Annotated in this window: 20 protein-coding genes and 1 pseudogene; 13 read left to right on the top strand and 8 right to left on the bottom strand. The window is 42.2% G+C overall.

Going from position 1 to position 23,994, the window contains the following annotated elements:
• Positions 1-14: 14 nt before the first annotated feature.
• From HMPREF0663_RS11915 to HMPREF0663_RS05785, 3 genes are read right to left on the bottom strand one after another with little or no spacing between them, the layout of a single operon-like run.
• Positions 15-179: a hypothetical protein gene (locus HMPREF0663_RS11915; protein ID WP_016665484.1), complete on the bottom strand. Its 165-nt coding sequence runs from the start codon at positions 177-179 to the stop codon at positions 15-17.
• 43 nt (positions 180-222) lie between these two features.
• A complete protein-coding gene (locus HMPREF0663_RS05790) occupies positions 223-1,122 on the bottom strand; it encodes a hypothetical protein (RefSeq protein WP_004369360.1) in 900 nt (299 codons plus the stop codon).
• 5 nt (positions 1,123-1,127) lie between these two features.
• Positions 1,128-1,784, bottom strand: a complete 657-nt coding sequence (locus HMPREF0663_RS05785; protein WP_004369358.1) for a hypothetical protein — start codon at positions 1,782-1,784, stop codon at positions 1,128-1,130.
• Positions 1,785-1,966: 182 nt separating this feature from the next.
• Between HMPREF0663_RS05785 and HMPREF0663_RS12340 the strand changes: the two are divergent.
• A pseudogene (locus tag HMPREF0663_RS12340) lies at positions 1,967-2,083 on the top strand (hypothetical protein); the annotation flags it as partial.
• Here the strand turns inward: HMPREF0663_RS12340 and HMPREF0663_RS05780 are convergent.
• Complete coding sequence (locus HMPREF0663_RS05780) at positions 2,073-4,574, bottom strand: peptidase associated/transthyretin-like domain-containing protein (protein WP_004369357.1); 2,502 nt, start codon at positions 4,572-4,574, stop codon at positions 2,073-2,075. The pseudogene HMPREF0663_RS12340 and the gene HMPREF0663_RS05780 sit on opposite strands and share 11 nt — an antisense overlap.
• Positions 4,571-5,407 carry a GLPGLI family protein gene (locus HMPREF0663_RS05775; protein WP_004369356.1) on the bottom strand — a complete coding sequence of 279 codons (837 nt, stop codon included), beginning with the start codon at positions 5,405-5,407 and terminating at the stop codon, positions 4,571-4,573. Before HMPREF0663_RS05775 ends, HMPREF0663_RS05780 begins: the two co-directional genes overlap by 4 nt.
• A 196-nt stretch (positions 5,408-5,603) precedes the next feature.
• On the opposite strand from HMPREF0663_RS05775, the gene HMPREF0663_RS05770 reads away from it, so the two are divergent.
• Positions 5,604-6,755: a winged helix-turn-helix domain-containing protein gene (locus HMPREF0663_RS05770; RefSeq protein WP_004369355.1), complete on the top strand. Its 1,152-nt coding sequence runs from the start codon at positions 5,604-5,606 to the stop codon at positions 6,753-6,755.
• Positions 6,756-6,790: 35 nt separating this feature from the next.
• On the opposite strand, the gene HMPREF0663_RS05765 is transcribed toward HMPREF0663_RS05770, so the two are convergent.
• From HMPREF0663_RS05765 to glsA, 3 genes are all read right to left on the bottom strand, one after another.
• Positions 6,791-8,617, bottom strand: coding sequence for a glycoside hydrolase family 2 protein (locus HMPREF0663_RS05765; protein ID WP_004369354.1), 1,827 nt, complete (start codon positions 8,615-8,617; stop codon positions 6,791-6,793).
• 98 nt (positions 8,618-8,715) lie between these two features.
• Positions 8,716-9,705, bottom strand: a complete 990-nt coding sequence (glsB, locus tag HMPREF0663_RS05760; protein WP_004369353.1) for a glycine N(alpha)-acyltransferase GlsB — start codon at positions 9,703-9,705, stop codon at positions 8,716-8,718.
• Positions 9,706-9,823: 118 nt separating this feature from the next.
• On the bottom strand, positions 9,824-10,651 hold the full coding sequence (glsA, locus tag HMPREF0663_RS05755; RefSeq protein ID WP_004369352.1) for a lyso-glycine lipid O-acyltransferase GlsA: 828 nt from the start codon (positions 10,649-10,651) through the stop codon (positions 9,824-9,826).
• Between the two features lie 561 nt (positions 10,652-11,212).
• On the opposite strand from glsA, the gene mraZ reads away from it, so the two are divergent.
• The 11 genes from mraZ (at position 11,213) to HMPREF0663_RS05695 (ending at position 23,986) form a co-directional block, all read left to right on the top strand.
• Positions 11,213-11,692, top strand: a complete 480-nt coding sequence (gene mraZ, locus HMPREF0663_RS05745) for a division/cell wall cluster transcriptional repressor MraZ (RefSeq protein ID WP_016665479.1) — start codon at positions 11,213-11,215, stop codon at positions 11,690-11,692.
• Positions 11,689-12,603, top strand: a complete 915-nt coding sequence (gene rsmH, locus HMPREF0663_RS05740; protein WP_004369349.1) for a 16S rRNA (cytosine(1402)-N(4))-methyltransferase RsmH — start codon at positions 11,689-11,691, stop codon at positions 12,601-12,603. The genes mraZ and rsmH overlap by 4 nt, the downstream gene beginning before the upstream one ends.
• Positions 12,600-13,103, top strand: a complete 504-nt coding sequence (locus HMPREF0663_RS05735; RefSeq protein ID WP_004369348.1) for an FtsL-like putative cell division protein — start codon at positions 12,600-12,602, stop codon at positions 13,101-13,103. Before rsmH ends, HMPREF0663_RS05735 begins: the two co-directional genes overlap by 4 nt.
• On the top strand, positions 13,100-15,256 hold the full coding sequence (locus HMPREF0663_RS05730) for a PASTA domain-containing penicillin-binding protein (protein ID WP_004369347.1): 2,157 nt from the start codon (positions 13,100-13,102) through the stop codon (positions 15,254-15,256). Before HMPREF0663_RS05735 ends, HMPREF0663_RS05730 begins: the two co-directional genes overlap by 4 nt.
• 16 nt (positions 15,257-15,272) lie before the next feature.
• The gene (locus HMPREF0663_RS05725; protein WP_004369346.1) at positions 15,273-16,724 is read left to right on the top strand and encodes a UDP-N-acetylmuramoyl-L-alanyl-D-glutamate--2,6-diaminopimelate ligase; all 1,452 of its coding nucleotides are present in this window, start codon (positions 15,273-15,275) and stop codon (positions 16,722-16,724) included.
• A 12-nt stretch (positions 16,725-16,736) separates the two neighbouring features.
• Complete coding sequence (locus HMPREF0663_RS05720; RefSeq protein ID WP_004369345.1) at positions 16,737-18,005, top strand: phospho-N-acetylmuramoyl-pentapeptide-transferase; 1,269 nt, start codon at positions 16,737-16,739, stop codon at positions 18,003-18,005.
• 8 nt (positions 18,006-18,013) lie between these two features.
• Positions 18,014-19,345: a UDP-N-acetylmuramoyl-L-alanine--D-glutamate ligase gene (gene murD / locus HMPREF0663_RS05715; RefSeq protein ID WP_004369344.1), complete on the top strand. Its 1,332-nt coding sequence runs from the start codon at positions 18,014-18,016 to the stop codon at positions 19,343-19,345.
• Positions 19,342-20,619, top strand: coding sequence for an FtsW/RodA/SpoVE family cell cycle protein (locus HMPREF0663_RS05710; protein ID WP_004369343.1), 1,278 nt, complete (start codon positions 19,342-19,344; stop codon positions 20,617-20,619). The genes murD and HMPREF0663_RS05710 overlap by 4 nt, the downstream gene beginning before the upstream one ends.
• Positions 20,620-20,706: 87 nt before the next feature.
• A complete protein-coding gene (murG, locus tag HMPREF0663_RS05705; protein ID WP_004369342.1) occupies positions 20,707-21,816 on the top strand; it encodes an undecaprenyldiphospho-muramoylpentapeptide beta-N-acetylglucosaminyltransferase in 1,110 nt (369 codons plus the stop codon).
• The gene (gene murC, locus HMPREF0663_RS05700; RefSeq protein WP_004369341.1) at positions 21,816-23,192 is read left to right on the top strand and encodes a UDP-N-acetylmuramate--L-alanine ligase; all 1,377 of its coding nucleotides are present in this window, start codon (positions 21,816-21,818) and stop codon (positions 23,190-23,192) included. The genes murG and murC overlap by 1 nt, the downstream gene beginning before the upstream one ends.
• The gene (locus HMPREF0663_RS05695; RefSeq protein WP_004369340.1) at positions 23,189-23,986 is read left to right on the top strand and encodes a cell division protein FtsQ/DivIB; all 798 of its coding nucleotides are present in this window, start codon (positions 23,189-23,191) and stop codon (positions 23,984-23,986) included. The genes murC and HMPREF0663_RS05695 overlap by 4 nt, the downstream gene beginning before the upstream one ends.
• Positions 23,987-23,994 lie beyond the last annotated feature (8 nt).

The raw sequence follows: 23,994 nt of genomic DNA, 5'->3' as shown, positions 1-23,994 counted from the left end.
CCTCCTATTAATCCTTAACAAGGTTCTGTCTGCAATGATTGGTGGAACTTAATCCAGAGGAAATAGAACTCTCTCTCAACGTATCGTGAGCCTTCAAAACAAGGTCCACGCCTAACTTTTGTACCAATAAACTTGCCACCACTGATACGTGACATCTCTTCAAAGCTTAATTTTTTCATAATAGTTGATTTTTATTAAATATTGCTACCACTATGGTAGGTTTCATTCACTAATAATTACTCCAAGTTTTGCATTCAAAATTTTCCCTTTTAAATAAGTATTTCTAATATGTAGAATACCTTTATCTTGACATTCTGGTGTCCATTTCCAATTATTACTTTTCCACAATATCCATGTATTGTCCTTATTCGAAGAAGCTGTTGTACGAATATGTGGATCAAGTAGGTCTTTATCGTTCATTTTATAGGGATAAATCCATTCTATAATAACAAATAAGCCCTCCTTTGGAAAGATGATAGGATAGTCTAACTTTATTATCTTTTTTCCCGTCTTCTTTTTACCATTGTAAATCTTTCCACCACCAATAAGTGAGATGTTGCCGGGCATAATGCCTTGTGCTGTGTCTGGCTTGCGTAAGTCAAATCTCACTTCTCCGGTATAGACATTTCCTCCCTTTAATTTCATTTTATCGTCATAAACAATATCTGCCGTTATAGCCTGTATATACTCGTTCTTATTCTTATTGGCATCTGCAGGAATATAAACAGCCATCATAAAGCCATTTTTTCCTCCATGGCTATGCAGGCTTTTACCATTCGTATAACCTAATTCCTTAGTTTTTATCTTTTTATTCTTGGCACTAATAGTTATGTTTCCTAACTTATGTGCATATTGTGTTAAGTACACTTTGTTGCCTTTGAGTTGCTTTATGTATATGATAGTATCCTTATAGCAAATATGCGAGCACTTTAAAAATGCTATTCCGTTTGGTATCCCTAATTTCCCATTTTCATCAGAATAATATCTATCTCCATTTGGTAACTCTATAGTAACATAAGAAACAGGCGACTTTGTATCTTTATCCAATAGATAAAGATATTGTGAATGCATCTGCATAATCCATAACAAACTTAAAAAAAGCACTAAAAATCTATTTTTCATACGCTTTAAAATAAAGAATAGATATAAATAAGACCTCCTCCTAATAGGATTATTCCCTGAATAAGTGTCGATAAAAATATAGATTTCATCCAAGTTAGGTTTAATATATAGTGGATAAGTAAAATCAAGACTATCAAAAAAATTAATTCTGTTATATTACCTTTTGCAACGAAATACCATGCCCACTCCGGTATTTTACGATAGCCAGTCAATGCCAGTAATGACTGGTATGTATATACATCATTAACATTTGTTGCATCAAAAGACAAGAAATGTAACCATTTTAATATTACAGTAATAAAATAATTCACGGCATACACAGATTGAGCTAGTAATCCGATTTTCAAACATACAAGATATTTTTGTGGTCTATTAAGAACTACTAATAGAATATATAATAAAATAGAAATAACGCCCGCCAATAATATAACATATATAGGAACATAGACAAAATTCAGCCAATCGTTAGAACGTTCACTTTCAATGAGAGATAAAAGTTGCTCCTTTGAGTCCGTATAATAGTTTGAAAGGTAAAAATTATCGGTAAAAATTTTAGATAATTCAATATATAATGATATAAAATACAAGCACACAGATGACATGAAAGGCCAAAACAGTTCTTTCCACTCTTTGTTTTGTTGGATAAACAACTTAGTTCCCATATTGGTAGATTTGTTGCGAATATTATAGAAAAAAGAATAATACTGCCAATTTTTAAAGCCTTTTTTATCGGAAAATTATATATATTTAATAAAAACATTATGCGATATCCATATAGATATTTACTAAATTACCGAAGAAATCCCGTTGTTTAAAGAATATCTTTATTCTCTAAATATGAATAAGCAATGACTTGGAAACCCGCATAATGGCGGTTATAGACTACATAAGTGGCATGACAGATATCTACGCACTCGACATCTACCAAAAAATCAATGGCATTTCGTTGCCTATAGTGTAATTTGACAAGACGCCAAGAGCTCCCTCGGACGAAGTACATACCGGCTCGTCGATGAACTTACGGCATTGTAATAGGTAACTGCATAATGGGTTTTATTGAAGATATTCCGCCATTCCATCGACAATCTTACTTTCTTCAATCTCCATACAACCGACACATCGGCCAACATAGTGTTTATATTATTACTCTCTTGCAGCTCGTTATAATAATGAACTGCCGACAAACTAATATCGATATTCGACAAAGTTTTCGTAAGTACAATGCTTTGACGACAATTTAAAAGTGCAGACATATCGGCATTATCTATTTGAGAACGGCTCCATGTAAAGCTACCCGAATAACTCAATGCACACCATTTTGGTGAAAACTCCATATCGGGTTGCAGGCTTACAACATGGGAATAATAACGCAATAAAGCCCTCGAAGACGATTGGTTCCCACTGCTATAATCGTAAGACACACCTAATTTCATTTTCGCATGTAATCTGAAGAACCCTTTGGATATAACGCCTTTTGCGCTAAATGTAGAAAACCGGTTGTTCAATCGGTACATATTATACCGATAGAAGCCGTTCCGTATTTGCAAATCGGTCAAGGTATTGCACCAAGAGCGTGATGCCGACACACTTACATTACCAAAAAGTTCATGCACAGGACGCTTGTAATAGTAGGCAACATAAGAACCTAATTGGCGCATTTGAGGAACAAAACCCTCGTTTCCGTATGTTGTACGGTAGTCGGACCGGTATTCCGATAAGGCAAAATTGCCCGTTTCATCGATATTTTCATTATAATATGCAGAAATAAACCACTCACCATGATACCCTTTCTTAACATTCAAAGAAAGGTGGGGACGGAAAAGAAAGGCGGAATAGCGCTGCCATGTCAAACTTTCATACGCCATACGCGACTGCAAAGACACTGTAACGTTTTCCCTACGATACTGCCACAAGGGCGTAAAATAAACTGCATATCGGGGATAATTGGCCACTACGAAAAGGTTCTCTGCCGCAAATCCCGCCATATATCGGTGGGTAATAAAGCGATGCCTGAATAACCAAGCGACATTATTATCCGTATGCCACAAGTTCGTATTAAATTTCTGTGAGAAATCATCAATAAAAAGACGCGAAACAGAATGATGATAATCCAAAACCGATTGTATGGAAAGAGAGGTTTTTTCGCCAACAATCATGCGGTAAAGCCGATTAGATACGTTGATCGACGGTACTTTCATGTGTTGCTGCAACATACCGTTTACGATACTTTGCAGCCATGATAACGCATCCGACTTATTCATATTCGCCTGAAAAATATCGTTCCCATAAACCTTATCCGTATTCACTTTATATTCCAACTCTACATTCAAACGGTCTGTTTTTAGCAATAAATCCTCCATTTCATCGGTTTTTACCGGAGATGCACCTTCTAAATAATAGTTGGAAAAGTCCGTTGTTGTCTGCCTTACAACTTCGCGATAATATCCTGAAGAGATACGCCATTCAGTCCCATTCCTTACTTTCGAAGTTCTATTTATTTGGTATTTCTGTGAAGTGTTGAACCGAACACGCCCCGCATCTATCGGGGCCATGAGCGTTGGAACGGCCAACCACTGTGGCAAATCGGCAGACGCAACTTCGATATTCGATGCAGCCAACAGTCGTGCAGGTGCAAAAATATCAGCTCCGGTACGGTCGTAAACAAGGTTATACATCATCTGTTTTTTCTTTCCGATCTGCAAAATATTAGCTTCGCCGCCCATTCCGGTGGGTTCTCCTATACAAAGATAAGGCTTCAAGGTAGGCAAAAATTTGTTTCGAGCAGACTCTCTAAGTCCGATATTCAGGGCAATATCGTTTGTAAGAACCTTTCCCTGCAATGCTTTAATGGGCTGATCATGCTCGATGAATTGGGCTTTTTCTACATCTTTTCCTCGTAATGCATCGCTTATCTGATTATATCGTCCGCCCGAAAGGTCCAGTCCTTCAACGGTAAACCTACTGATTGTCTTTCCATTATAGCTGATCTGTCCCTCTTTATTTACCTCTACACCAGGCAATTTCTTCAAAACGTCTTTCAAAGAGTTATCACGTGCATCGGCAAAGCGCGTCAAGTCGTATGTAATCGTATCCTGAAGACCAGTTATACGCCCGGCATTCACCTGCACTTCTTTCAATGAGAAAGTCTCTTGTGCCAACTTTATTTTTATCCCATCCTTAGTCCCTGCAATCGCCATTCGCTTTTTCTTATAGCCGAGGAACGATGCCTGAAGCGTATCATCAGGCAGCAATATCTGCACCGGCAATCTAAAATTCCCCATTTCACCGGAACAGGTAAAAGAAACAGGCCTACGATTTCGATACAATACAATCGTTACACCTACCAGCGGTTCGTACCTAAGAGAGTCTTCAACCGTACCGTAAATTTCCGCTTGCCCATACATAGAGCCTACTTGCATAAAGGTAAAAAATAAAACAAGCAGTCGTTTCATCTTTCCAACAGATTATAAGGTTGATCCTTAGGATTAGGCAATGGATTGCCATTCCCGTCGGTTATGGTTACCTTCACATTAGGTTTTGTAGTAATATACCCGATGGGATCGGCATAATAACGTCTGCAAGTCTTCAAGAAATCGGCCCTTCCGATACGCTCATATCCGTTACCTATGTAAACAAGATTACGCTTCGTTACGTTTTGTTGCATGCCGATTGCCTCAAAAACGAACTGTCCTTCGCTATCAGAAGCTTTCAATATCATTCCCGGAAGGCCTTTCAATTTCCACGGCCCCTCATCTAAAGGAATATCGTCTGTATACCATGCTCTCCATCTTCGCCCACAGTAATCTGTTGTTGCCTTACGACAAGTATAGCCAAGCAATACGATAACGCTGTCTTCTTCAATATTCCAATGCGGGAAAACCACCTTTTCGGCATACGAAAACTTATCCATTCCTAGCTCATCGAGATACACATATTCGCCTTGCTCAGGGCAGTTACGGTACAATTGCCATACCACTTTCCCGTTTCCGAGGAAATTGTTCTCGCCTTGTTTCTTGCGTTCGGCATTGATAGAGTCGGTCTGGAACTGCGATAAACTCCAAAAACGCGACCTTTGATCGCCCACTTCGAGCAACATTTTGTCGTCTTTAAAGAAATAAGGACGGTGGTTCACATCCTCTACATAGCGGTAATTGTAAGTGAACATGAACGCTATTTTACCGCAATTCATACCCTGTTCGGGTTCTTTTATGGAACGGAAAGTAAACTGAGCGCGCATAGTAAGCGCCATACACATTAACAACACAATGAGAAAAGATTTCTTCATATCGAATTAGTTTATATGTTTATTATTGTTACAAAGATAGCCTATCGGCATTATGCGGTACTTATAAAGCTATTACACAAATATTCTAACAGCCATAATTCTATATTACTATTTTATTATTAACCTGCCGGGACATCGAAAAATAATTACCTTTGCGTTTAAATATGCTACATCTGTACAAAAAAGATACATCATCATGGATAAACGAATTAAAACAGTATGGGCGCTAAGCATACTCACCATGCTGTTTATCACATGCGGACAAGCATATTGGCTTTACAGTCAATATCAATTAAGCTATGCTGACAAACTGAACAGTCTGTACAAAGACTGCGAAGACATTATAGAACAAGAACAAAAAATACGGCAGGATGGAAGCTACAAACATCATCAAAAGCCGGCGAAAACGGACGTTAGAAAGCTTACAAAAAAATACGGGAAAAGGGTTGATAGCCTGATACGCATTTCGAATACGATAAAAATAAGCACCGACTCCAATACAATGAAAGGAACTGCACGATGTACTTTCAAGTTTGTGGAAACCGGTATGAGAAAACCGCGTATTATCGATATCCCCGGATTACGGCCCGAAGACGGAGTTACAATTGCCAACCTATATAACATAAGCAAATATAAATCGTTCCAAGCACATATCATAGATTCGTTGTTTAAAATAAAAGGATATGATGGAATCAATGATTTTAAGGTAATTAAAAGTAAGCACTTTTACAAAAATCCATATTATTTGGTTGCGGGAGGCCAGCAAAAAACAGTCCTTGTAAGCTATTCCTCTAACCCTATAAAGTATGAAAATATTGAGTTCAGAGTTACCGTTCCAATCAATTCCATTATCAAAAGTATGGCCTCACAACTGGCACTGAGCATTCTTTTCATATTCATTCTCGCTTTCTGTTTGGTATATCAAATCAAGACGATCATGATACAACAGCGCATCGACAAGATACGTCGTCAGTTCATGAAAAATATGATATTCGAAATGAAACAACCGTTACCGGAAGATGAGAGAACGAACAACGCGGTATACATCGGTAACATAACTTTCTTTTATTCGCAAAACGAGCTGCTTCATGGGCATGAAACGGTGATCATCACCAGCCGACAAGCGGAAATACTGCGCATGCTTGTCGATAATGCCAACAACATGGTGGCTCGAAAGAGTATATTGGAAGAGGTCTGGGGAGACGACTCTTATTCAAATTCCTTGGCACTCAACGTGCAGATTACCTACCTTCGCAGGGCCCTGAAAAGCGATACGTCGGTCATCATCGAAACGGTTATCGGGAAAGGATATATCCTGAAAGCAAACATACAAAAAGGCGTATCTTAAAGACACGCCTTTTATTGATGGAACAAACTATTTTTTCAATAGCTTAAATCTTCCGTCTTTTTTATATAAGAAGGGATACGTTCGAAGATTGCCTTGATACGCTTCGTATCGAACTTCGGCGTTCTGTCATAATAATAGATGCCGTTCTTCTCCTGTTCCACGTCTGTAAGCTGTGTATAGCAGAAACCTGTAACGTGCTTGCTTGCTTTCAATGCGTCCACTTCATCCTGCAATATCTTGTAAAATTCCTCCATGTTATCGATATTGCCACCATATCCCCACGAGCTGTTGCGCTCCGATTCTTTGATCCAAGGAAGCCCGCCGAACTCATCTACCATATAGGGCTGTCCCTCATAGTTCGCAAGGAAATGCCTGTCGCGTATATTGCGATAAGGCTCTTTACCATGCTCGAATGTGAGCTGTTCCATCAGTTTATGCGGATCGCGCTCATAGTTATGCACGCTCCATATATCGGTTTTCACGTGCGAATCGCCGCTTGCGTCGTTCACAGGTCGTGTGCCGTCTATCGCTTTAGTAATATTGTACACATCGTTCATCATACGTACATATACGCCAGAAGCGTTTGCGTCCCACGTTTCATTGACAGGTGTCCAAGTTACAAGTGATGGGTGATTGCGATCGCGCACCACTATATCGGCCCATTCCGATATGAAATTGCGCACTGCCTCCTCATTATTCACATTCAATCCCCAGCTTGCAGACTCGCCCCATGTTAGGTATCCCAGCTTATCAGCCCAATAGTAATAGCGCTCTTCGAACACCTTCTGGTGCAAACGTGCCCCATTAAAGCCGACAGCCTTAGCAAGTTCTATGTCTTTTCTTAATGCCTCGTCGGTCGGGGCAGTCCAAATACCGTCGGGATAATAGCCCTGATCGAGAACAAGACGCTGGTAATAAGGCTTATTGTTCAGATAAAAATAACCGTTGGCAACATGAACTTTGCGCATTCCGGCATAAGATTTCACCTCGTCGATGGCCTTCCCGCCCTTCATTACCTTATATGTAATATCGTAAAGGAATGGAGATTCCGGACTCCAAAGCTTCATATTCTTCACCGGAAGCACCACCACACCGTTATTGCTGCAGGGAACCGAAGCACTTGCAACGGCTTTCTTTCCGTCGTAGAGTGTTACGACGAGCTTGTTACCTGCATTTTCTTGATAGAACAGAGGATGGATAACGAGCTGCTTCTGATCTATGTCAGGCACGGCATAAACCGATTTAAGGCCCTCAGGAGTTACGGCTTCCATCCATACAGTCTGCCAAATACCCGTCACACGGGTGTACATACAGCCGTTAGAGTTAAGTTCTTTGGCTTGTTTACCGCCTGTCTGTTTGCCGTCTCTCAAGTTATCGTTCACACAAACCACAAGGTTATGCGACTTACCCGGTACTACGAACTTAGTTATATCGCAACTGAACGACGAACCGCTACCGTAATGAGTCCCCACGTCTTTACCGTCTATGTAAATATGAGCCTCATAATCAACGGCACCGAAGTTAAGCATAATACTCTTATTTCTCCATCCGGCAGGGATATCCAGCTTGCGTTGATACCATATCGTATTGATGAAATCGGTATTTTTCACCCCCGAAAGGGAGCTCTCCGGACAGAATGGCACTGTTATGCTGCCATCGAAACCGGCCGCGTTCGGCCATCCTTTCTCCTTTCCGGTACGCCCGAAATCGAACGAATACGACCACTTTCCGTTCAAGTTTACCCATTCAGCACGCTCAAACTGCGGACGCGGATACTCTTCACGCGGTGTCTGTGCATTTAAATACTGGGCAAAAGCCAATGATAAACACACAGATAACAAAGATAATTTTACTTTTTCCATATAATTCTTATGTTGGTTATTAGTTTAATAGTCTATATGTTTCAAGCGGAAAGCGGCGTTCCGTTCCCCCCATTTGCAATCTGCAGCACCGCAAGTGCTTACTTTTCCTTGTAGATTACATTATTTACACCGCTGGTGATATGCAGTGCTTCGGGGTGTTCATCTATAAAACTGTCTATATGCCGCACCCGTTTTTCTTCGAGAATTTCATCTACTGCTATCAATATACCCGTCTCTTCTACATCTCCGAAACCATAGTTGATGGCGGTACCGAAGAGTTTCATCGTCGGACTAAGGCCCATATAAGCGTTTACAAGGGGCGGTATATTGTAGCCCAACTTCCTTATTTCGGCATTCAATATACGGTAATCTTCCTTAAAATCGTCCTTACAAAAAAGCTCTTCCAACTCTTTAGGATCGGCATCTATTACTAACGGTTTCATCGGAACTATCAGATTGTCCTTATCATCGAAGTGTTTCTTGAGAAAATACAGTATCATATCGCGCCCCCGACGGATATACGACGGATACATAGTTACCTTTCCGAAGAAATATTTGATATCGGGATTGATCACAGTCAGTGCTCCCAAGCCGTCCCAAAGGTTATCCAAAGCAAATATGCTTTTACTGTTCTTGCGCACGTTCTGGTATTCGAGCGAAACAAACGAACGGCCTAACTCCGCTGTATAGGGCATATACTCCTTTAAGAACTTGTTAGAAAAATGAAACATGTGGCTCGTAGCGAGCATAGGCTGCCCTTTCTCGTCGAGTTTCCAGTCGCTTCCGAGCATATAGCGATACCCCCCGATAATCTCTTTTGCCTCGGGATTCCACACGATAAGCTGCTTATAGCAATTATCGCCTGCATCGAATTCGTCGATATCCATGGCCTTTCCTGTTCCTCCACCGGCATTCCGGAAAGCAATTTCGCGCAATCTACCGATCTCTTTCATTACGTTTGGAGAGTCATTACCCGTAATAATATAAATCTCGTTATGACTTTTGTTCGTCATACGCAATTGCTTTTCCGGAGTCAGCTCACTCTTAAGCAACTCCTTATTTATCGGTTGAATAATCTCTTGTTCCATTCTTAATCTGAAAATTTATCAGATGAAATTCGACTGATTACGGGACTGAATTTCACTGAAACCGTATATTCTCTCAATTATTTGTTTACTTTACTTTTCATCGAAACACCTTCGGAAACTACAGTTTATACACCTCGTCTTCGACAAATTTCGCCCATTCCATCGATGTTTTACTCTTGTCGAACGTTTGCCACGGTATTGGTTTACCGATAGACACCCTGAATGTCTTGTGTACATTTCGATACATCTCGTCTACAAGGAAGATCATCGCCAAATTGAACTTTAGGTTAAGCGCCTTGCACATGTTGGCAATACGGTAAAACCTATCGGAGTTCTGCCCTCCGAAATGGATGGGAACCACATCACGCCGAAACTCTACGCTTTTCGTTATAAAGGTTTTCTTCCAAGGTATATCGTGTATTTCGCCATTGATTTTACGGCTACACAAGCCTGCAGGGAACATCAACATGTGATTATTGCTCCGAAAACCGGCCTCAACCATAGCGGGAAAGTCGCGTCCTTGCTTGCCCGTCTTGTTAATAGGGATACAAACAGGAGCCAAACCCGGCAGGTTCATCAGCAGATCATTGACCAAATAGCGAAACCGGCCATCATAACGACGCCCGATAATCGAACCGAGCGCCACCCCGTCTGCACCTCCCAAAGGATGGTTGGAAACAAAAGTATAGAGCTTGCCATCATCCTTTGCGGGAAGATTTTCCATGCCCTCCACCTGTAAGGTCATATCCAAATAGCGCACACATTCCTCAAGCCATTCCGTTCCGGTCTTGTTACGAGACTCCCAAAGATACAGGTTAACCTCGTCTTCATGTATGATTTTCTTCAGCCAAGATATAAGAAAACGGAGCACGAAACGCGCCTTATTCCCCATCTTGCTTTGCAATATTTTATCTATATCGATCGTTTTCTCTTCTCTACCAATCATGGTTGATATAATACTAACAGTATGCAAAAATAACATAACTTTTTGGAAACGGCTACGTTTTTATAAAAAAATGTTCAAAAATGAATAAAATAAAGATGCATTTGGCATATTTTCCGGACCATAGATAACGATTTGGCTACCGACAAGCAATACTGACAGTGGCTTTTACAGAATAGCTTTATTACGCAAGTTGCGCTCTTCATCGGAAACAGGCACGACATATAACAGAGATAGATATGGCATCTATCGCCAACAGACAGTACAAATATAATGCTCAGATGGTATATATAGTTCAAAAACAGGCCATTTCATCGGTAATTTTACAATATTTCCAACGGCCATAAGGCAACTTTCTTTGGCCATTTCTGCTATACTTTGCACCACTTTTATCCTGCTCTTTGCACCTCCAGAAAATACTTGCGTCTCCTCTATTCGGAACTCCTGTTTATAGGTTAAAAATAACAAAAAAGAGATACATAGCGCATTTTTGTGGAGAAAAGTGGGGGAATGTGGAGAAAATTATGTAATTTTGGCATCAATAACATTATTAAAGATGTACGTATGAGATTTCTCGGACACATAGAAGCCAAGGCAGATACGAAAGGAAGAGTATTCCTTCCGGCGGCTTTCCGCAAGGTTCTACAAGCATCGGGCGAAGAAAGTCTTGTTATGAGAAAGGATGTATTCCAGCCCTGTTTGGTCATCTATCCCGAAAATGTATGGAATGTACAGATGGATAACCTACGCTCTCGCCTTTCAAGATGGAACGCCGACCACCAGCAGATATTCCGCCAATTCGTTTCAGATGTAGAATTGCTCACTTTAGACGGTAACGGGCGCTTTCTTATACCCAAGCGTTATATGAAGATGGCGCACATCTCGCAAGCAATCAAACTGATAGGTATGGGCGATACCATCGAAATATGGAGTAACGACAAGGGCGACGAACCCTTTATGGAACCCGATGTGTTCGGTAAAGCCCTACAGGATATCATGAACACACCGAGCAGCGATATCCCCAACAAGACCGAATGCCGATGATAAAAGTTATAGATACCTACCACATACCCGTACTTTTGAAAGAGAGTATTGACGGTCTGAACATACAACCCGAAGGCGTTTACGTAGACGTAACATTCGGTGGCGGCGGACATTCGCGCGAGATATTACGCAGATTAGGTAAAAACGGACGGCTATATAGCTTCGATCAAGATGCCGATGCAGAACAAAATATAGTGGCCGACAGTCGTTTTACGTTTGTAAGAAGCAACTTCCGTTACCTGAAAAACTGGATGCGTTACTACAAAATAGACCATATAGACGGGTTACTTGCCGATTTAGGAGTGTCAAGTCATCACTTCGACGACGAAAGCCGTGGGTTCTCGTTCCGTTTCAATGCCCCTTTAGACATGCGAATGAATAAACGTGCCGGCACCACAGCTGCCGATATCGTGAACAAATACGACGAAGAAACGCTTGCAAACGTATTCTATCTTTACGGTGAACTGAAAAACTCGCGCCGCATTGCAGCCGCTATCGTAAAAGCAAGAGCCACGTATGAAATAGGTACCACCCGCGCATTTATCGATGCCATAGAGCCTCTATTCAAACGAGAACGCGAAAAAAAAGACATGGCAAAGCTGTTTCAGGCTCTCAGAATAGAGGTAAATCACGAGATGAGGGCACTTAAAGAAATGCTGGAAGGCGCATCCAAATGCCTCGGAACGGGTGGCAGGCTGTCTATCATTACTTATCATTCGCTCGAAGACCGTATGGTAAAGAACATGATGAGGACAGGTAACGTTGAAGGAAAACTGCATCAAGACTTCTATGGGCACATAGAAACACCGTTCGTTCTTATTAACAGCAAGGTTATCACTCCTTCTCACGAGGAACAGGAACAAAATCCACGAAGCCGAAGTGCCAAACTTAGAATTGCCGAAAAGAAATGAGTAAAGATAAAGATATAGAAAACAACCGGCCCAAACTAACCATCGAGAATGCTCCGGATGCCGAAAGAACCGAGCAAGAGGCAGAAACTACGGAACAAAGAAAGCCCGAAGAAGAGGCGCCGACACTAAAAGAAATCATCAGAGAACAGGCCACTGAAGACGAACTTCCGCTGTCGAAGAACTTCACTTTGCGCAAGATATTGGGCGGAGATATACTGACTACCTCTACCATACGCCGCCAAATATGGGTGTTCATGCTGATTACATTCTTTATGATTGTTTATATTTCGAACCGTTACAGCTGTCAGCAAGACCTGATAGAGATAGACAATCTGCAGAAAGAACTGCAAGATGCCAAATATAGAGCTTTGTCGAGTAATAGTCAACTGACGGAAAAAAGCCGCGAAAGCCATGTACTTGAATTGCTCAAAAGCAACAAAGACAGTGTACTTAAAATAGCCAATCAGCCGCCATACATCATAAACGTACCTGATAAATGAGCAAGTTCGATCATAAAAAAATAATGCCTCGCTACAGTGCCATCGCCATTATGATGACGCTGATTGCCGTTGCCGTGGTAGTAAAAGCTGCTTATGTGATGACTGCCAAGCGCTCTTACTGGCTGCAGGTGGCCAATCGCGTGAAGAAAGACAGTGTGAGCGTGAAACCTACACGAGGCAATATTCTGAGCTGCGACGGGCAGCTAATGGCAAGCTCTTTACCTGAATTCAAGATGTTTATGGACTTTCAAGCCTTACATAACGCCGAGAACGATTCGCTATGGAGTACGAAAATAGACTCTATATGCCTATGCTTGCACCAGATTTTCCCTGATAGGTCGGTATCGGCTTTCAAGTCTAAACTCGAAGAAGGGCACCGCAAGATGAGCCGTCATTGGGCTATATGGGATAAACGCGTAGATTATAACACCTATACGGAGGTTAAAAAACTGCCCGTTTTTAACTTGGCACCTTATAAAAGCGGCTTCCATGTGGAAGAATATAATGCTCGCCAACGCCCATACGGCTCACTGGCAGGGCGCACGGTAGGCGAGATGTTCGGTGCAAAAGATACGGCACGTTGCGGTCTTGAGCTGTCATACGATTCCATACTGCGCGGAAAGAACGGCATCGTACACCGTCGCAAAACGCTCAACAAGTACCTTAACATCATGGATACACCACCTATCGACGGTGCTGATATAGTAACAACCATCGACGTGAGCATGCAAGATCTTGCGGAACGTTCACTTCTTAACGAACTTAGAGAGATCAACGGAAATGTCGGCGTGGCCATTGTAATGGAAGTATCTACGGGCGATGTAAAAGCTATCGTCAACATGGAAAAGTGCTTAGATGGCGAATATCGCGAAATAAAGAACCATGCTATCAGCGATTTGCTTGAACCCGGATCGGTTTTCAAAACCGCTTCGATCATGGTGGCTTTAGATGATGGTGTAGTCGATACCACCTATCGTGTGGAGACAGGCAGCGGAGTATGGCCGATGTACGGCAGAGACATGAAAGATCATAATTGGAGACGTGGCGGATACGGACTGCTTACGCTGCCACAAACACTGATGTATAGTTCGAATGTAGGTATAAGCCGCATCATAGACGACCACTATCGAAACGATCCGGAAAGGTTCGTTCGTGGCATTTACCGTACCGGTCTTGCCGACAATCTGCGTATTCCGTTGGTAGGATCTTCCCCTGCTCACATACGTATGCCTAAGAAGAATGCACGAGGACAATACGTAAATTGGAGCAAAACCGCCCTGCCTTGGATGAGTATAGGGTATGAAACACAGGTTCCGCCGCTATCTACACTTACTTTCTACAATGCCATTGCCAATAACGGACGAATGATGCGCCCGCGCTTTGTAAAAGAAGTAATAAAAAACGGAGAGGTGATTATGAATTTTCCTCCGCAGGTAATGCGCGCTCACATCTGTAAAGATAAGACCGTACACGAAATGCAAACCATCTTAGAACATGTGGTTAGTCAGGGATTGGGCAAGAAAGCAGGCTCTCCATCATTCAAGGTTGCCGGAAAAACAGGTACGGCACAAATATCACAGGGGGTTGGCGGATACAAAATAGGACAGACGAATTACCTTCTCAGCTTTGCCGGTTTTTTCCCTGCAAACGCTCCCCGTTACAGTTGCATCGTATGTATACAGAAATCAGGACTCCCAGCTTCGGGAGGTGGAATGAGCGGTGTAGTATTTCATCATATTGCTGAAGGTATCATGGCACAAGACTTGAAACTCGATGTGAAAGATGCTCGCGACTCATCATCGATACTCGTTCCGGAAGTAAAAAACGGCAATATACTTGCAGCAGACTATGTTCTCAACCACTTAGGCATTAACTCCAATGCCGACTGGAACGGTTCGTATGCCGACGGTAATCCTGTTTGGGGACGGGTAGAAAGGCGCAACAACAAAACATTATTGCTAAAACGCAGCAAGAACTATGGTAGCAGATATGTGCCGAATGTTATCGGTATGGGAGCAAGAGATGCCGTTTTTATGCTTGAGAGTCATAAACTGAAAGTGAGAATCACGGGAAGAGGCAAGGTTGTAAAGCAAAGTCTCGAGCCCGGGCATAGGATAATAAGAGGCGAAAAGTGCCAAATTATATTGGAATAATAAAACAACAAAGAATATGAAACTAAATGAGTTGTTGAAAAATATCAAACCTGTTGCCGTTATCGGCGAACAGAGTATTGACATAAAAGGAGTGAATATCGATTCCCGAAAGATAGCAGAAGGACATCTTTTCATTGCCATGAAAGGAACGCAGGTAGACGGTCATCGGTTCATACCGAAAGCCATCGAACAGGGCGCCAAAGCCATATTATGCGAAGATATGCCCGAAATGAAGGTTGAAGGCGTAACATATGTTAAAGTAGAATCTACAGAAGATGCCGCCGGCAAGGTGGCAACTCTCTTTTACGGTGATCCTTCTAAGAAACTTAAACTCGTAGGGGTAACGGGAACTAACGGTAAAACGACGGTCGCCACCTTATTATATAATATGTTTCGAAAGATGGGATATAAGTGCGGATTGCTATCTACAGTATGTAATTATATAGAAGATGAAGCCATACCTGCCGATCATACCACCCCTGACCCCATAGAATTGAACGAGCTGCTCGGCAGGATGGTCAACACAGGTTGTGAGTATGCATTCATGGAATGCTCTTCACATGCCATTGCACAGAAACGTATTAGCGGCTTGAAATTTACAGGTGGCTTATTTACCAACCTCACCCGTGACCACTTGGACTACCACAAAACGTTCGAAAACTATCGTAATGCCAAGAAAGCATTCTTCGATGAATTGCCTAAAGGGGCCTTTGCAATCACGAATGCCGATGATAAGAACGGTATGATAATGGTACAGAATACCAAGGCCACCGTTAAAACATATTCCACAAGAAGTGCTGCCGATTTCAAAGCACGTATATTGGAATGCCATTTCGAAGGTATGTATTTGGACATAGACGGCCATGAAGTAGGAGTACAGTTTATAGGCAAGTTCAATGTAAGTAACTTGCTCACCGTATATGGTGCCGCCCGAATGCTCGGAAAACAGCCTGAAGATATCCTTCTTGTAATGAGTACGCTGCACAGTGTAAGCGGTAGACTTGAACCGATACATAGTCCTGAAGGCTATACAGCAATCGTTGATTATGCTCATACGCCGGATGCACTTGAGAATGTGCTTAAAGCTATCCACGAAGTATTGAACGGTAAGGGGAAGCTAATCACTGTATGTGGGGCCGGTGGAAATAGGGATAAAGGCAAACGCCCGCTGATGGCACAGGAAGCGGTTAAACAAAGTGATAAGGTCATTATAACCAGCGATAACCCTCGTTTTGAAGAACCACAAGACATAATTAACGATATGCTCGATGGCTTAAACGCACAACAACTCAAGAAAGTTATCAGCATCGTAGACCGTAAAGAGGCCATCCGCACGGCATGTATGATGGCCCAAAAAGGCGATGTAATACTCGTTGCCGGAAAAGGGCACGAAACCTATCAGGAAATCAAAGGGGTAAAATACCACTTTGATGATAAGGAAATATTAAACAACATTTTCGGTAATTAAAAATATACAGGCATGTTATACTATCTTTTCAGGTTCTTGGAGCAGTATGGTATCAGCGGTTCTCACCTATGGGGGTACATTTCTTTCCGCGCATTACTGGCACTGATCTTGGCTCTTACCATATCTGCGTGGTTCGGAGAGCACTTTATAAAATATCTGAAGAGTAAACAGATAACCGAAACACAACGCGATGCAAGCATCGATCCGTTCGGTGTAAATAAAATAGGTGTACCTTCAATGGGAGGTATCATCATCATTGTAGCCATCCTCATACCGGTGCTATTGCTCGGAAGACTACGCAATATCTACCTTATATTGATGATTATTACAACCATATGGCTGGGATTTCTCGGCGGTATGGACGATTTTATCAAGATTTTCCGCAGAAATAAAGAAGGCTTAAAAGGAAAATATAAAATCATAGGACAGCTTAGTATCGGCCTTATTGTAGGCCTTGTACTGTGGGCATCACCCGATGTAAAGGTAAACGAGAACCTTGCTATTGAACGACAGGGACAAGAAACAGTGGTGAAACATCGCACAGAAGCGCGGAAATCACTAAAGACTACCATCCCTTTTGTAAAGGGGCATAACCTCGATTACTCACGGGTAATGTCGTTTTGCGGTAAATATAAGACTGCTGCAGGATGGTTTTTGTTCGTTATCATGACCATATTAGTGGTGACAGCCGTATCGAATGGGGCCAATCTAAATGACGGTATGGACGGTATGTGTGCCGGAAACTCGGCCATCATAGGGGTTGCAATAGGCATACTTGCTTATGTAAGTTCACACATACAGTATGCCGCTTATCTCAATATTATGTATATTCCGGGCTCAGAAGAGCTTGTGGTCTTCATGTGCGCCTTTATCGGAGCCCTTATCGGTTTCCTCTGGTACAACGCCTACCCCGCTCAAGTATTCATGGGCGATACCGGTTCACTGACCATAGGCGGCATCATCGGCGTTTCGGCAATTATCATTCATAAGGAATTGCTATTGCCTATACTCTGCGGAATATTCTTTGTAGAGAGTTTAAGTGTTATTCTGCAAGTATGGTTTTATAAAATCGGTAAGCGTAAAGGCATCAAACAACGCATCTTCAAGCGTACTCCGATACACGATAACTTCCGCACTCAAGACAGTCAACTCGATCCCGATTGCAGTTATCTTATCAGAATACCCCACTCAGCTAAACACGAAGCAAAGATCACCATACGCTTCTGGATCATCACCATCATTCTTGCAGCGCTCACAATCATTACTTTAAAGATCAGGTAAAAGATAATATGAAGAAAATAGTTATATTGGGAGCCGGCGAAAGTGGTGCCGGTGCAGCCGTATTAGCAAAGAAAGAAGGATTCGAAGTTTTCGTTTCCGACACGTCTATCATCAAGGACAAATACAAGAAACAGCTCGATGAACACGCCATAGAATGGGAAGAAGGCAAGCATACAGAAGACAAGATACTGGATGCAGATGAGGTCATAAAGAGCCCGGGCATACCCAAAGAGGCACCGATAGTCCAGAAACTGATGGCGCAAGGCACCCATATCATCAGCGAAATTGAGTTTGCCGGAAGGTACACTCATGCCAAAATGATATGTATAACGGGAAGCAACGGGAAAACCACAACAACATCATTAATCTATCATATTTTCAAGACGGCAGGATATGATGTCGGACTTGCCGGAAACATAGGCAGAAGTCTCGCTTTGCAGGTAGCCGAAGAACCACACGAGTATTACATTATCGAGCTAAGCAGTTTTCAGCTCGATAACATGTACAAATTCCATGCTAATATCGCAATTTTACTGAACATCACACCCGATCATCTCGACAGATACGAATATTGCATGCAACATTACGTAGATGCCAAGATGCGTATCATTCAAAATCAAACAAAACAAGACAGTTTCATCTATTGGAATGATGATCCCATCATCAAGCATGAACTCGAAAAATATGATATCCACGCTGTGAAATGCCCGTTTTCAGAACTGAAAGAAAAGGGCTCTATCGGATATATTGAGGAAGGACAATACAAGATAGAGAAGCCGACACCTTTCAATATGGAGCAAGAAGAGCTCTCGCTTACGGGCAAACATAACATATACAATTCGCTGGCAGCCGGCATAGCTTCGAATATATCCGGTATCAAAAAGGATATCATCCGCAAGAGTTTGAGCGATTTCCCCGGAGTGGAACATCGTTTGGAGAAGGTTTGTAAAGTCGGTGGTGTGCAGTACATCAACGATTCAAAAGCAACAAACGTAGATGCCTGTTGGTACGCATTGGAGAGCATGAAGACTCCAACCATTCTCATTCTCGGCGGAAAGGATAAAGGAAACGACTACAGCTCTATTAAAGAACTTGTCAGAAAGAAATGTGTAGGACTGGTATATCTTGGGGCCGACAATACGAAACTGCACCAAAATTTTGATAGTTTAGGCATACCTGTACGCGATACACACTCGATGGAAGACTGCGTAAAGGCCTGTTACGACATGGCAAAGCCCGGCGATACCGTACTATTAAGTCCTTGTTGTGCAAGTTTCGACTTATTTAAAAACATGGAAGATCGAGGAAATCAGTTTAAAAACTTAGTCAGGAACCTATGATGAACAAAACGCTTGGCAACATTTTTAAAGGCGACAAAGTGGTATGGATGATATTCTTCTTCCTATGTATCATCAGCATCGTAGAGGTTTTTTCCGCATCTTCATCGCTGACATATAAAGGAGGCAATTACTGGGCACCGGTAATCAAGCATATCAGCATACTATTCATAGGCATTTTCTTCATGGTGGTTACACTGAATATCGAGTGCAAATACTTCAAGATTACCACACTTTTTCTGATTATTTTCTCAATAGTCACACTCATTTGGGTAATCCTTGCAGGACAATCAACCAACGGGGCACAGCGATGGATAAGTATATTGGGACTGCAGTTTCAGCCATCAGAAATTGCCAAAGGCACCGTGGTTCTCGCCACTGCCCAGATACTCAGTGCCATGCAGACAGAAAAAGGAGCCGACAAAAATGCCTTCAAATACATACTTATCGTATGCTTGTTCACCGTTCCATTGATTATGCTTGAGAATTTATCTACGGCAATACTCCTCTGTGTCGTTATCTTTTTCATGATGTTGATCGGAAGAGTACCGGCAAGACAATTAGGAAAACTTCTCGGTATAGTGATGCTGTGTATCGTACTCATCTTCACACTTATCATGACATTCGGAACCGACAAGTCGCAAGAAGACACCAATAAAGTTATGACCGAGCAGGTAGTACCGAAAACAAAAGAGGATACCGGTGCTTGGGAAAAGGTGTTCCATCGTGCCGACACATGGAAATCGCGCATCAATAAATTCGTGAATGGCAAGGAAATATCGCCCAATGAAATAGACCTCGATAAAGATGCACAGGTGGCACACGCCAATATTGCCATTGCTTCGTCGAGCGTTATCGGCAAAGGACCGGGCAATTCAGTGGAACGCGATTTCCTGTCTCAAGCTTTTTCCGATTTTATATATGCCATCATCATAGAAGAAATGGGTATCTTAGGCGCATTCTTCGTGGCACTGCTTTACATCATCCTGCTCTTTCGTACAGGGAGGATAGCCAACAGATGCGAGAATAATTTCCCCGCATTTCTTGCAATGGGACTCGCTTTGCTGCTCGTAACGCAGGCACTATTCAACATGTGCGTAGCCGTAGGATTAGCCCCCGTAACCGGCCAGCCGTTGCCTTTAGTAAGCAAAGGCGGAACATCTACCATCATTAATTGCATATATGTCGGAGCAATACTCAGCGTCAGTCGTACTGCCAAGAAGAAAACAGAGGCGGAAAACGAAAAAACAACCGCCCAAACATTGGCAACTGTCTGAAGATAAAGATATAGAATAATTAAAGGATAAAAGTTACCGAATAAGGAAATTTTTGATTAATTTTGCCATTAAATATTGCATCTATTTATGAATAAAGAGTTAAGAGTTATCATCAGCGGCGGCGGAACGGGAGGACACATCTTTCCTGCAATATCAATAGCCAATGCCATCAGGGCAAAACACCCCGACGCGAAAATACTCTTTGTAGGCGCTTTAGGACGCATGGAGATGGAGCGCGTGCCCAAAGCCGGATACGAAATCAAAGGACTTCCTATATGCGGATTTGACAGAAAACATTTGTTTAAAAACATCGTTGTACTGTTCAAAATATGGAAAAGCCAACGTATGGCCAAGAAAATCGTCAGGAATTTCAAACCTATGGTTGCCGTCGGTGTAGGCGGTTATGCCAGCGGACCTACGCTAAACGTATGTGCCGAGAAAGGTATTCCTTGCCTCATTCAGGAACAAAATTCGTATGCGGGCATAACGAACAGGCTGCTTGCTAAAAAAGCTACAAAGATATGCGTTGCCTATGAAGGCATGGAACGCTTCTTCCCTGCAGAGAAAATCATCATGACAGGTAACCCCGTAAGGCAGAATGTGCTCGATATATCGGTAACAAAAGAAGAAGCAAGACGCTCATTCGGCCTCGATCCCGACAAGAAAACCATTCTGTTCCTTGGCGGAAGTTTAGGGGCAAGAACCATAAACGAAAGCATTTCGCAACATCTCGACCTTGTTAGAGACAGCGATGTACAATTTATTTGGCAAACCGGAAAATATTATTACACCGCCATCTGCGAACAATTAAAGCATCAACCGGAAATTCCACAACTGAAAGTAACCGACTTTATCAGCGATATGGGAGTAGCCTACAAAGCGGCAGACTTGGTAATAAGCCGCGCAGGAGCAAGCTCTATCAGCGAATTTTGCCTCATCGGAAAGCCGGCGATACTTGTTCCAAGCCCGAATGTTGCAGAAGATCATCAAACTAAGAATGCCATGGCATTGGTTAATAAAGATGCTGCAATTTACGTAAAAGACGCAGAGGCCGAACAAACTTTATTGCCATTGGCCATAAAGACGGTAAAAGACGATGCCAAACTCGAAGACCTCAACAAACACATCCTTAAATTAGGATTGAATAATTCTGCCGATGTAATCGCAACAGAAGTAATGAATATCGCAAATAGATAATGGAACTAAAAGAGATAAAAGCAGTATATTTCATCGGTGCCGGCGGCATCGGCATGAGCGCTATCGCACGTTATTTCATTCATAAGGGCATTGTAGTGGCCGGATATGATAAGACTTCCTCCAATTTAACCCGTCAATTGGAAAAAGAGGGCATGCTCCTACATTACGAAGAGAATGTGGACGAAATTCCTCATGCATGCCGCGATAAGAAGAGTTGCCTCGTAATTTATACGCCAGCCATACCTTCCGAACATCAAGAATTGCAGTATTTCAAAGACAATGGCTTCGAAATAGAGAAACGTGCACAAGTACTCGGCAGACTTACACGTACCCACAAAGGACTTTGCTTTGCAGGTACTCACGGCAAAACCACCACTTCTACGATGTGTGCCCATATCATGCACCAGAGTCATTTAGACTGCAATGCATTCTTGGGCGGTATTTCCAAGAACTACGGAACCAATTATATTTTGTCGGATACCAGCGACTTCGTAGTGATAGAGGCAGACGAATTCGATCGTAGTTTCCATTGGTTGCGTCCTTGGATGAGTGTTATTACCTCGACAGATCCCGACCATCTTGATATTTACGGTACCAAAGAAGCCTATTTGGAGAGTTTCCGACACTATACAACCCTGATACAAAAGGGCGGTGCACTGATTATCCATCGTGATTTGGAGATGAAACAAAACGTGCAAGAGGGCGTAAAGGTGTACGACTATAGCCTGCACGAAGGTGATTTCCATGCCGAAAATATTGTGATAGAGAATGGTGAAATCACATTCGACTTTATCTCTCCGATCGAAAATATCAAAGACATACGGCTGGGGCAACCTATCCCTATCAATATCGTAAACGGCATTGCAGCCATGGCAATGGCACAACTCAACGGCTGTACATCAGAGGAATTGAGGTATGGAATGAAGACTTATCATGGCGTGGAACGGCGCTTCGACTTTAAAATCAAGACCGACAAATTGGTCTTCTTATCAGATTATGCCCATCATCCCAAAGAGATTTATCAGAGTGCAAAGAGCATCCGTGAACTGTACAAGGACCGAAAAATCACGGCAATCTTCCAACCGCACCTCTTCACAAGGACACGTGACTTCTATAAAGAGTTCGCCGAAGCACTCAGTCAATTAGATGAAGTAATCCTCTGCGATATTTATCCCGCTCGCGAACAGCCGATTTCCGGCGTTACAAGCAAGCTCATCTACGACAATCTGAAAGAAGGAGTAGAAAAGAGCATGATACATAAAGAAGACGTCATCCCGCTGGTAAAACAACGCAACTTCGATGTTCTTGTGATATTGGGAGCAGGCGACCTCGATAACTATGTACCGCAAATAACCAAGATACTTGAAAGTAAGTGAGAATAAACTGGAAAAAGACTTTTATTATTACACTTGATTTCGTTATTGGCATCTATCTTGTGTTGGCTTTCACGGCGTTTAACAAACCCGATGAAACGGCTAAAGTATGTACAGAAGTAAGCATTAATATCGCTGATGAGGCCACCAACGGGTTCATCAACACCCAAGAAATCAAAAATCGATTAAAAGCTAATCGACTTTATCCGTTGGAAAAACCTATGCGATATGTAGATGCAAGGAAGATAGAAGAAACCTTGAAGAGAAGTCCTTTTGTAAAAACGGCGGAATGTTTTAAGACTGTAGACGGGCATGTCAATATCAGTGTCACCCAACGTATGCCCACAATCAGAATTAAGGCATGGAATGGAGATGACTATTATATAGACGATAAGAACTGTATTATGCCCAATTCCCACTACACGAGCGATATGATCATCGCTACCGGAATGATTTCGCGATGGTTCGCAACCCAATATATATCATGGCTTGGCAAGGCACTTATGAATGATGACCTTTGGAGAAATCAAATCGAACAAATCAATGTATTGCCCGATCAAGGTATAGAATTGATCCCTCGCGTAGGCGATCATATCATCTATATAGGACAGTTGCCGGAAACCAAGAATAAAAACGAAAGAGAAAAAAGTATCACCAATTTCATAAACAAGAAGTTGGAAAGGCTGGAAAACTTCTATAAATACGGGCTTTCTCAAGCCGGCTGGAATAAATACTCATACATCAATCTGGAATTTGACAATCAGATTATTTGCAAAAAACGAACATTAGATAGATAAAGAATAAC

Source organism: Hoylesella oralis ATCC 33269, assembly GCF_000185145.2.
Classification (GTDB): domain Bacteria; phylum Bacteroidota; class Bacteroidia; order Bacteroidales; family Bacteroidaceae; genus Prevotella; species Prevotella phocaeensis.
Note: the sequence above shows the minus strand (reverse complement) of the source record. Positions and strands in the feature narration are given on the sequence as shown.

Excerpts from the sequence above, each read along its gene's own strand:
- HMPREF0663_RS11915 (WP_016665484.1), bottom strand. The coding sequence starts at position 179 with ATGAAAAAATTAAGCTTTGAAGAGATGTCACGTATCAGTGGTGGCAAG.
- HMPREF0663_RS05790 (WP_004369360.1), bottom strand. The coding sequence starts at position 1,122 with ATGAAAAATAGATTTTTAGTGCTTTTTTTAAGTTTGTTATGGATTATG.
- HMPREF0663_RS05785 (WP_004369358.1), bottom strand. The coding sequence starts at position 1,784 with ATGGGAACTAAGTTGTTTATCCAACAAAACAAAGAGTGGAAAGAACTG.
- HMPREF0663_RS05780 (WP_004369357.1), bottom strand. The coding sequence starts at position 4,574 with ATGAAACGACTGCTTGTTTTATTTTTTACCTTTATGCAAGTAGGCTCT.
- HMPREF0663_RS05775 (WP_004369356.1), bottom strand. The coding sequence starts at position 5,407 with ATGAAGAAATCTTTTCTCATTGTGTTGTTAATGTGTATGGCGCTTACT.
- HMPREF0663_RS05770 (WP_004369355.1), top strand. The coding sequence starts at position 5,604 with ATGGATAAACGAATTAAAACAGTATGGGCGCTAAGCATACTCACCATG.
- HMPREF0663_RS05765 (WP_004369354.1), bottom strand. The coding sequence starts at position 8,617 with ATGGAAAAAGTAAAATTATCTTTGTTATCTGTGTGTTTATCATTGGCT.
- glsB (WP_004369353.1), bottom strand. The coding sequence starts at position 9,705 with ATGGAACAAGAGATTATTCAACCGATAAATAAGGAGTTGCTTAAGAGT.
- glsA (WP_004369352.1), bottom strand. The coding sequence starts at position 10,651 with ATGATTGGTAGAGAAGAGAAAACGATCGATATAGATAAAATATTGCAA.
- mraZ (WP_016665479.1), top strand. The coding sequence starts at position 11,213 with ATGAGATTTCTCGGACACATAGAAGCCAAGGCAGATACGAAAGGAAGA.
- rsmH (WP_004369349.1), top strand. The coding sequence starts at position 11,689 with ATGATAAAAGTTATAGATACCTACCACATACCCGTACTTTTGAAAGAG.
- HMPREF0663_RS05735 (WP_004369348.1), top strand. The coding sequence starts at position 12,600 with ATGAGTAAAGATAAAGATATAGAAAACAACCGGCCCAAACTAACCATC.
- HMPREF0663_RS05730 (WP_004369347.1), top strand. The coding sequence starts at position 13,100 with ATGAGCAAGTTCGATCATAAAAAAATAATGCCTCGCTACAGTGCCATC.
- HMPREF0663_RS05725 (WP_004369346.1), top strand. The coding sequence starts at position 15,273 with ATGAAACTAAATGAGTTGTTGAAAAATATCAAACCTGTTGCCGTTATC.
- HMPREF0663_RS05720 (WP_004369345.1), top strand. The coding sequence starts at position 16,737 with ATGTTATACTATCTTTTCAGGTTCTTGGAGCAGTATGGTATCAGCGGT.
- murD (WP_004369344.1), top strand. The coding sequence starts at position 18,014 with ATGAAGAAAATAGTTATATTGGGAGCCGGCGAAAGTGGTGCCGGTGCA.
- HMPREF0663_RS05710 (WP_004369343.1), top strand. The coding sequence starts at position 19,342 with ATGATGAACAAAACGCTTGGCAACATTTTTAAAGGCGACAAAGTGGTA.
- murG (WP_004369342.1), top strand. The coding sequence starts at position 20,707 with ATGAATAAAGAGTTAAGAGTTATCATCAGCGGCGGCGGAACGGGAGGA.
- murC (WP_004369341.1), top strand. The coding sequence starts at position 21,816 with ATGGAACTAAAAGAGATAAAAGCAGTATATTTCATCGGTGCCGGCGGC.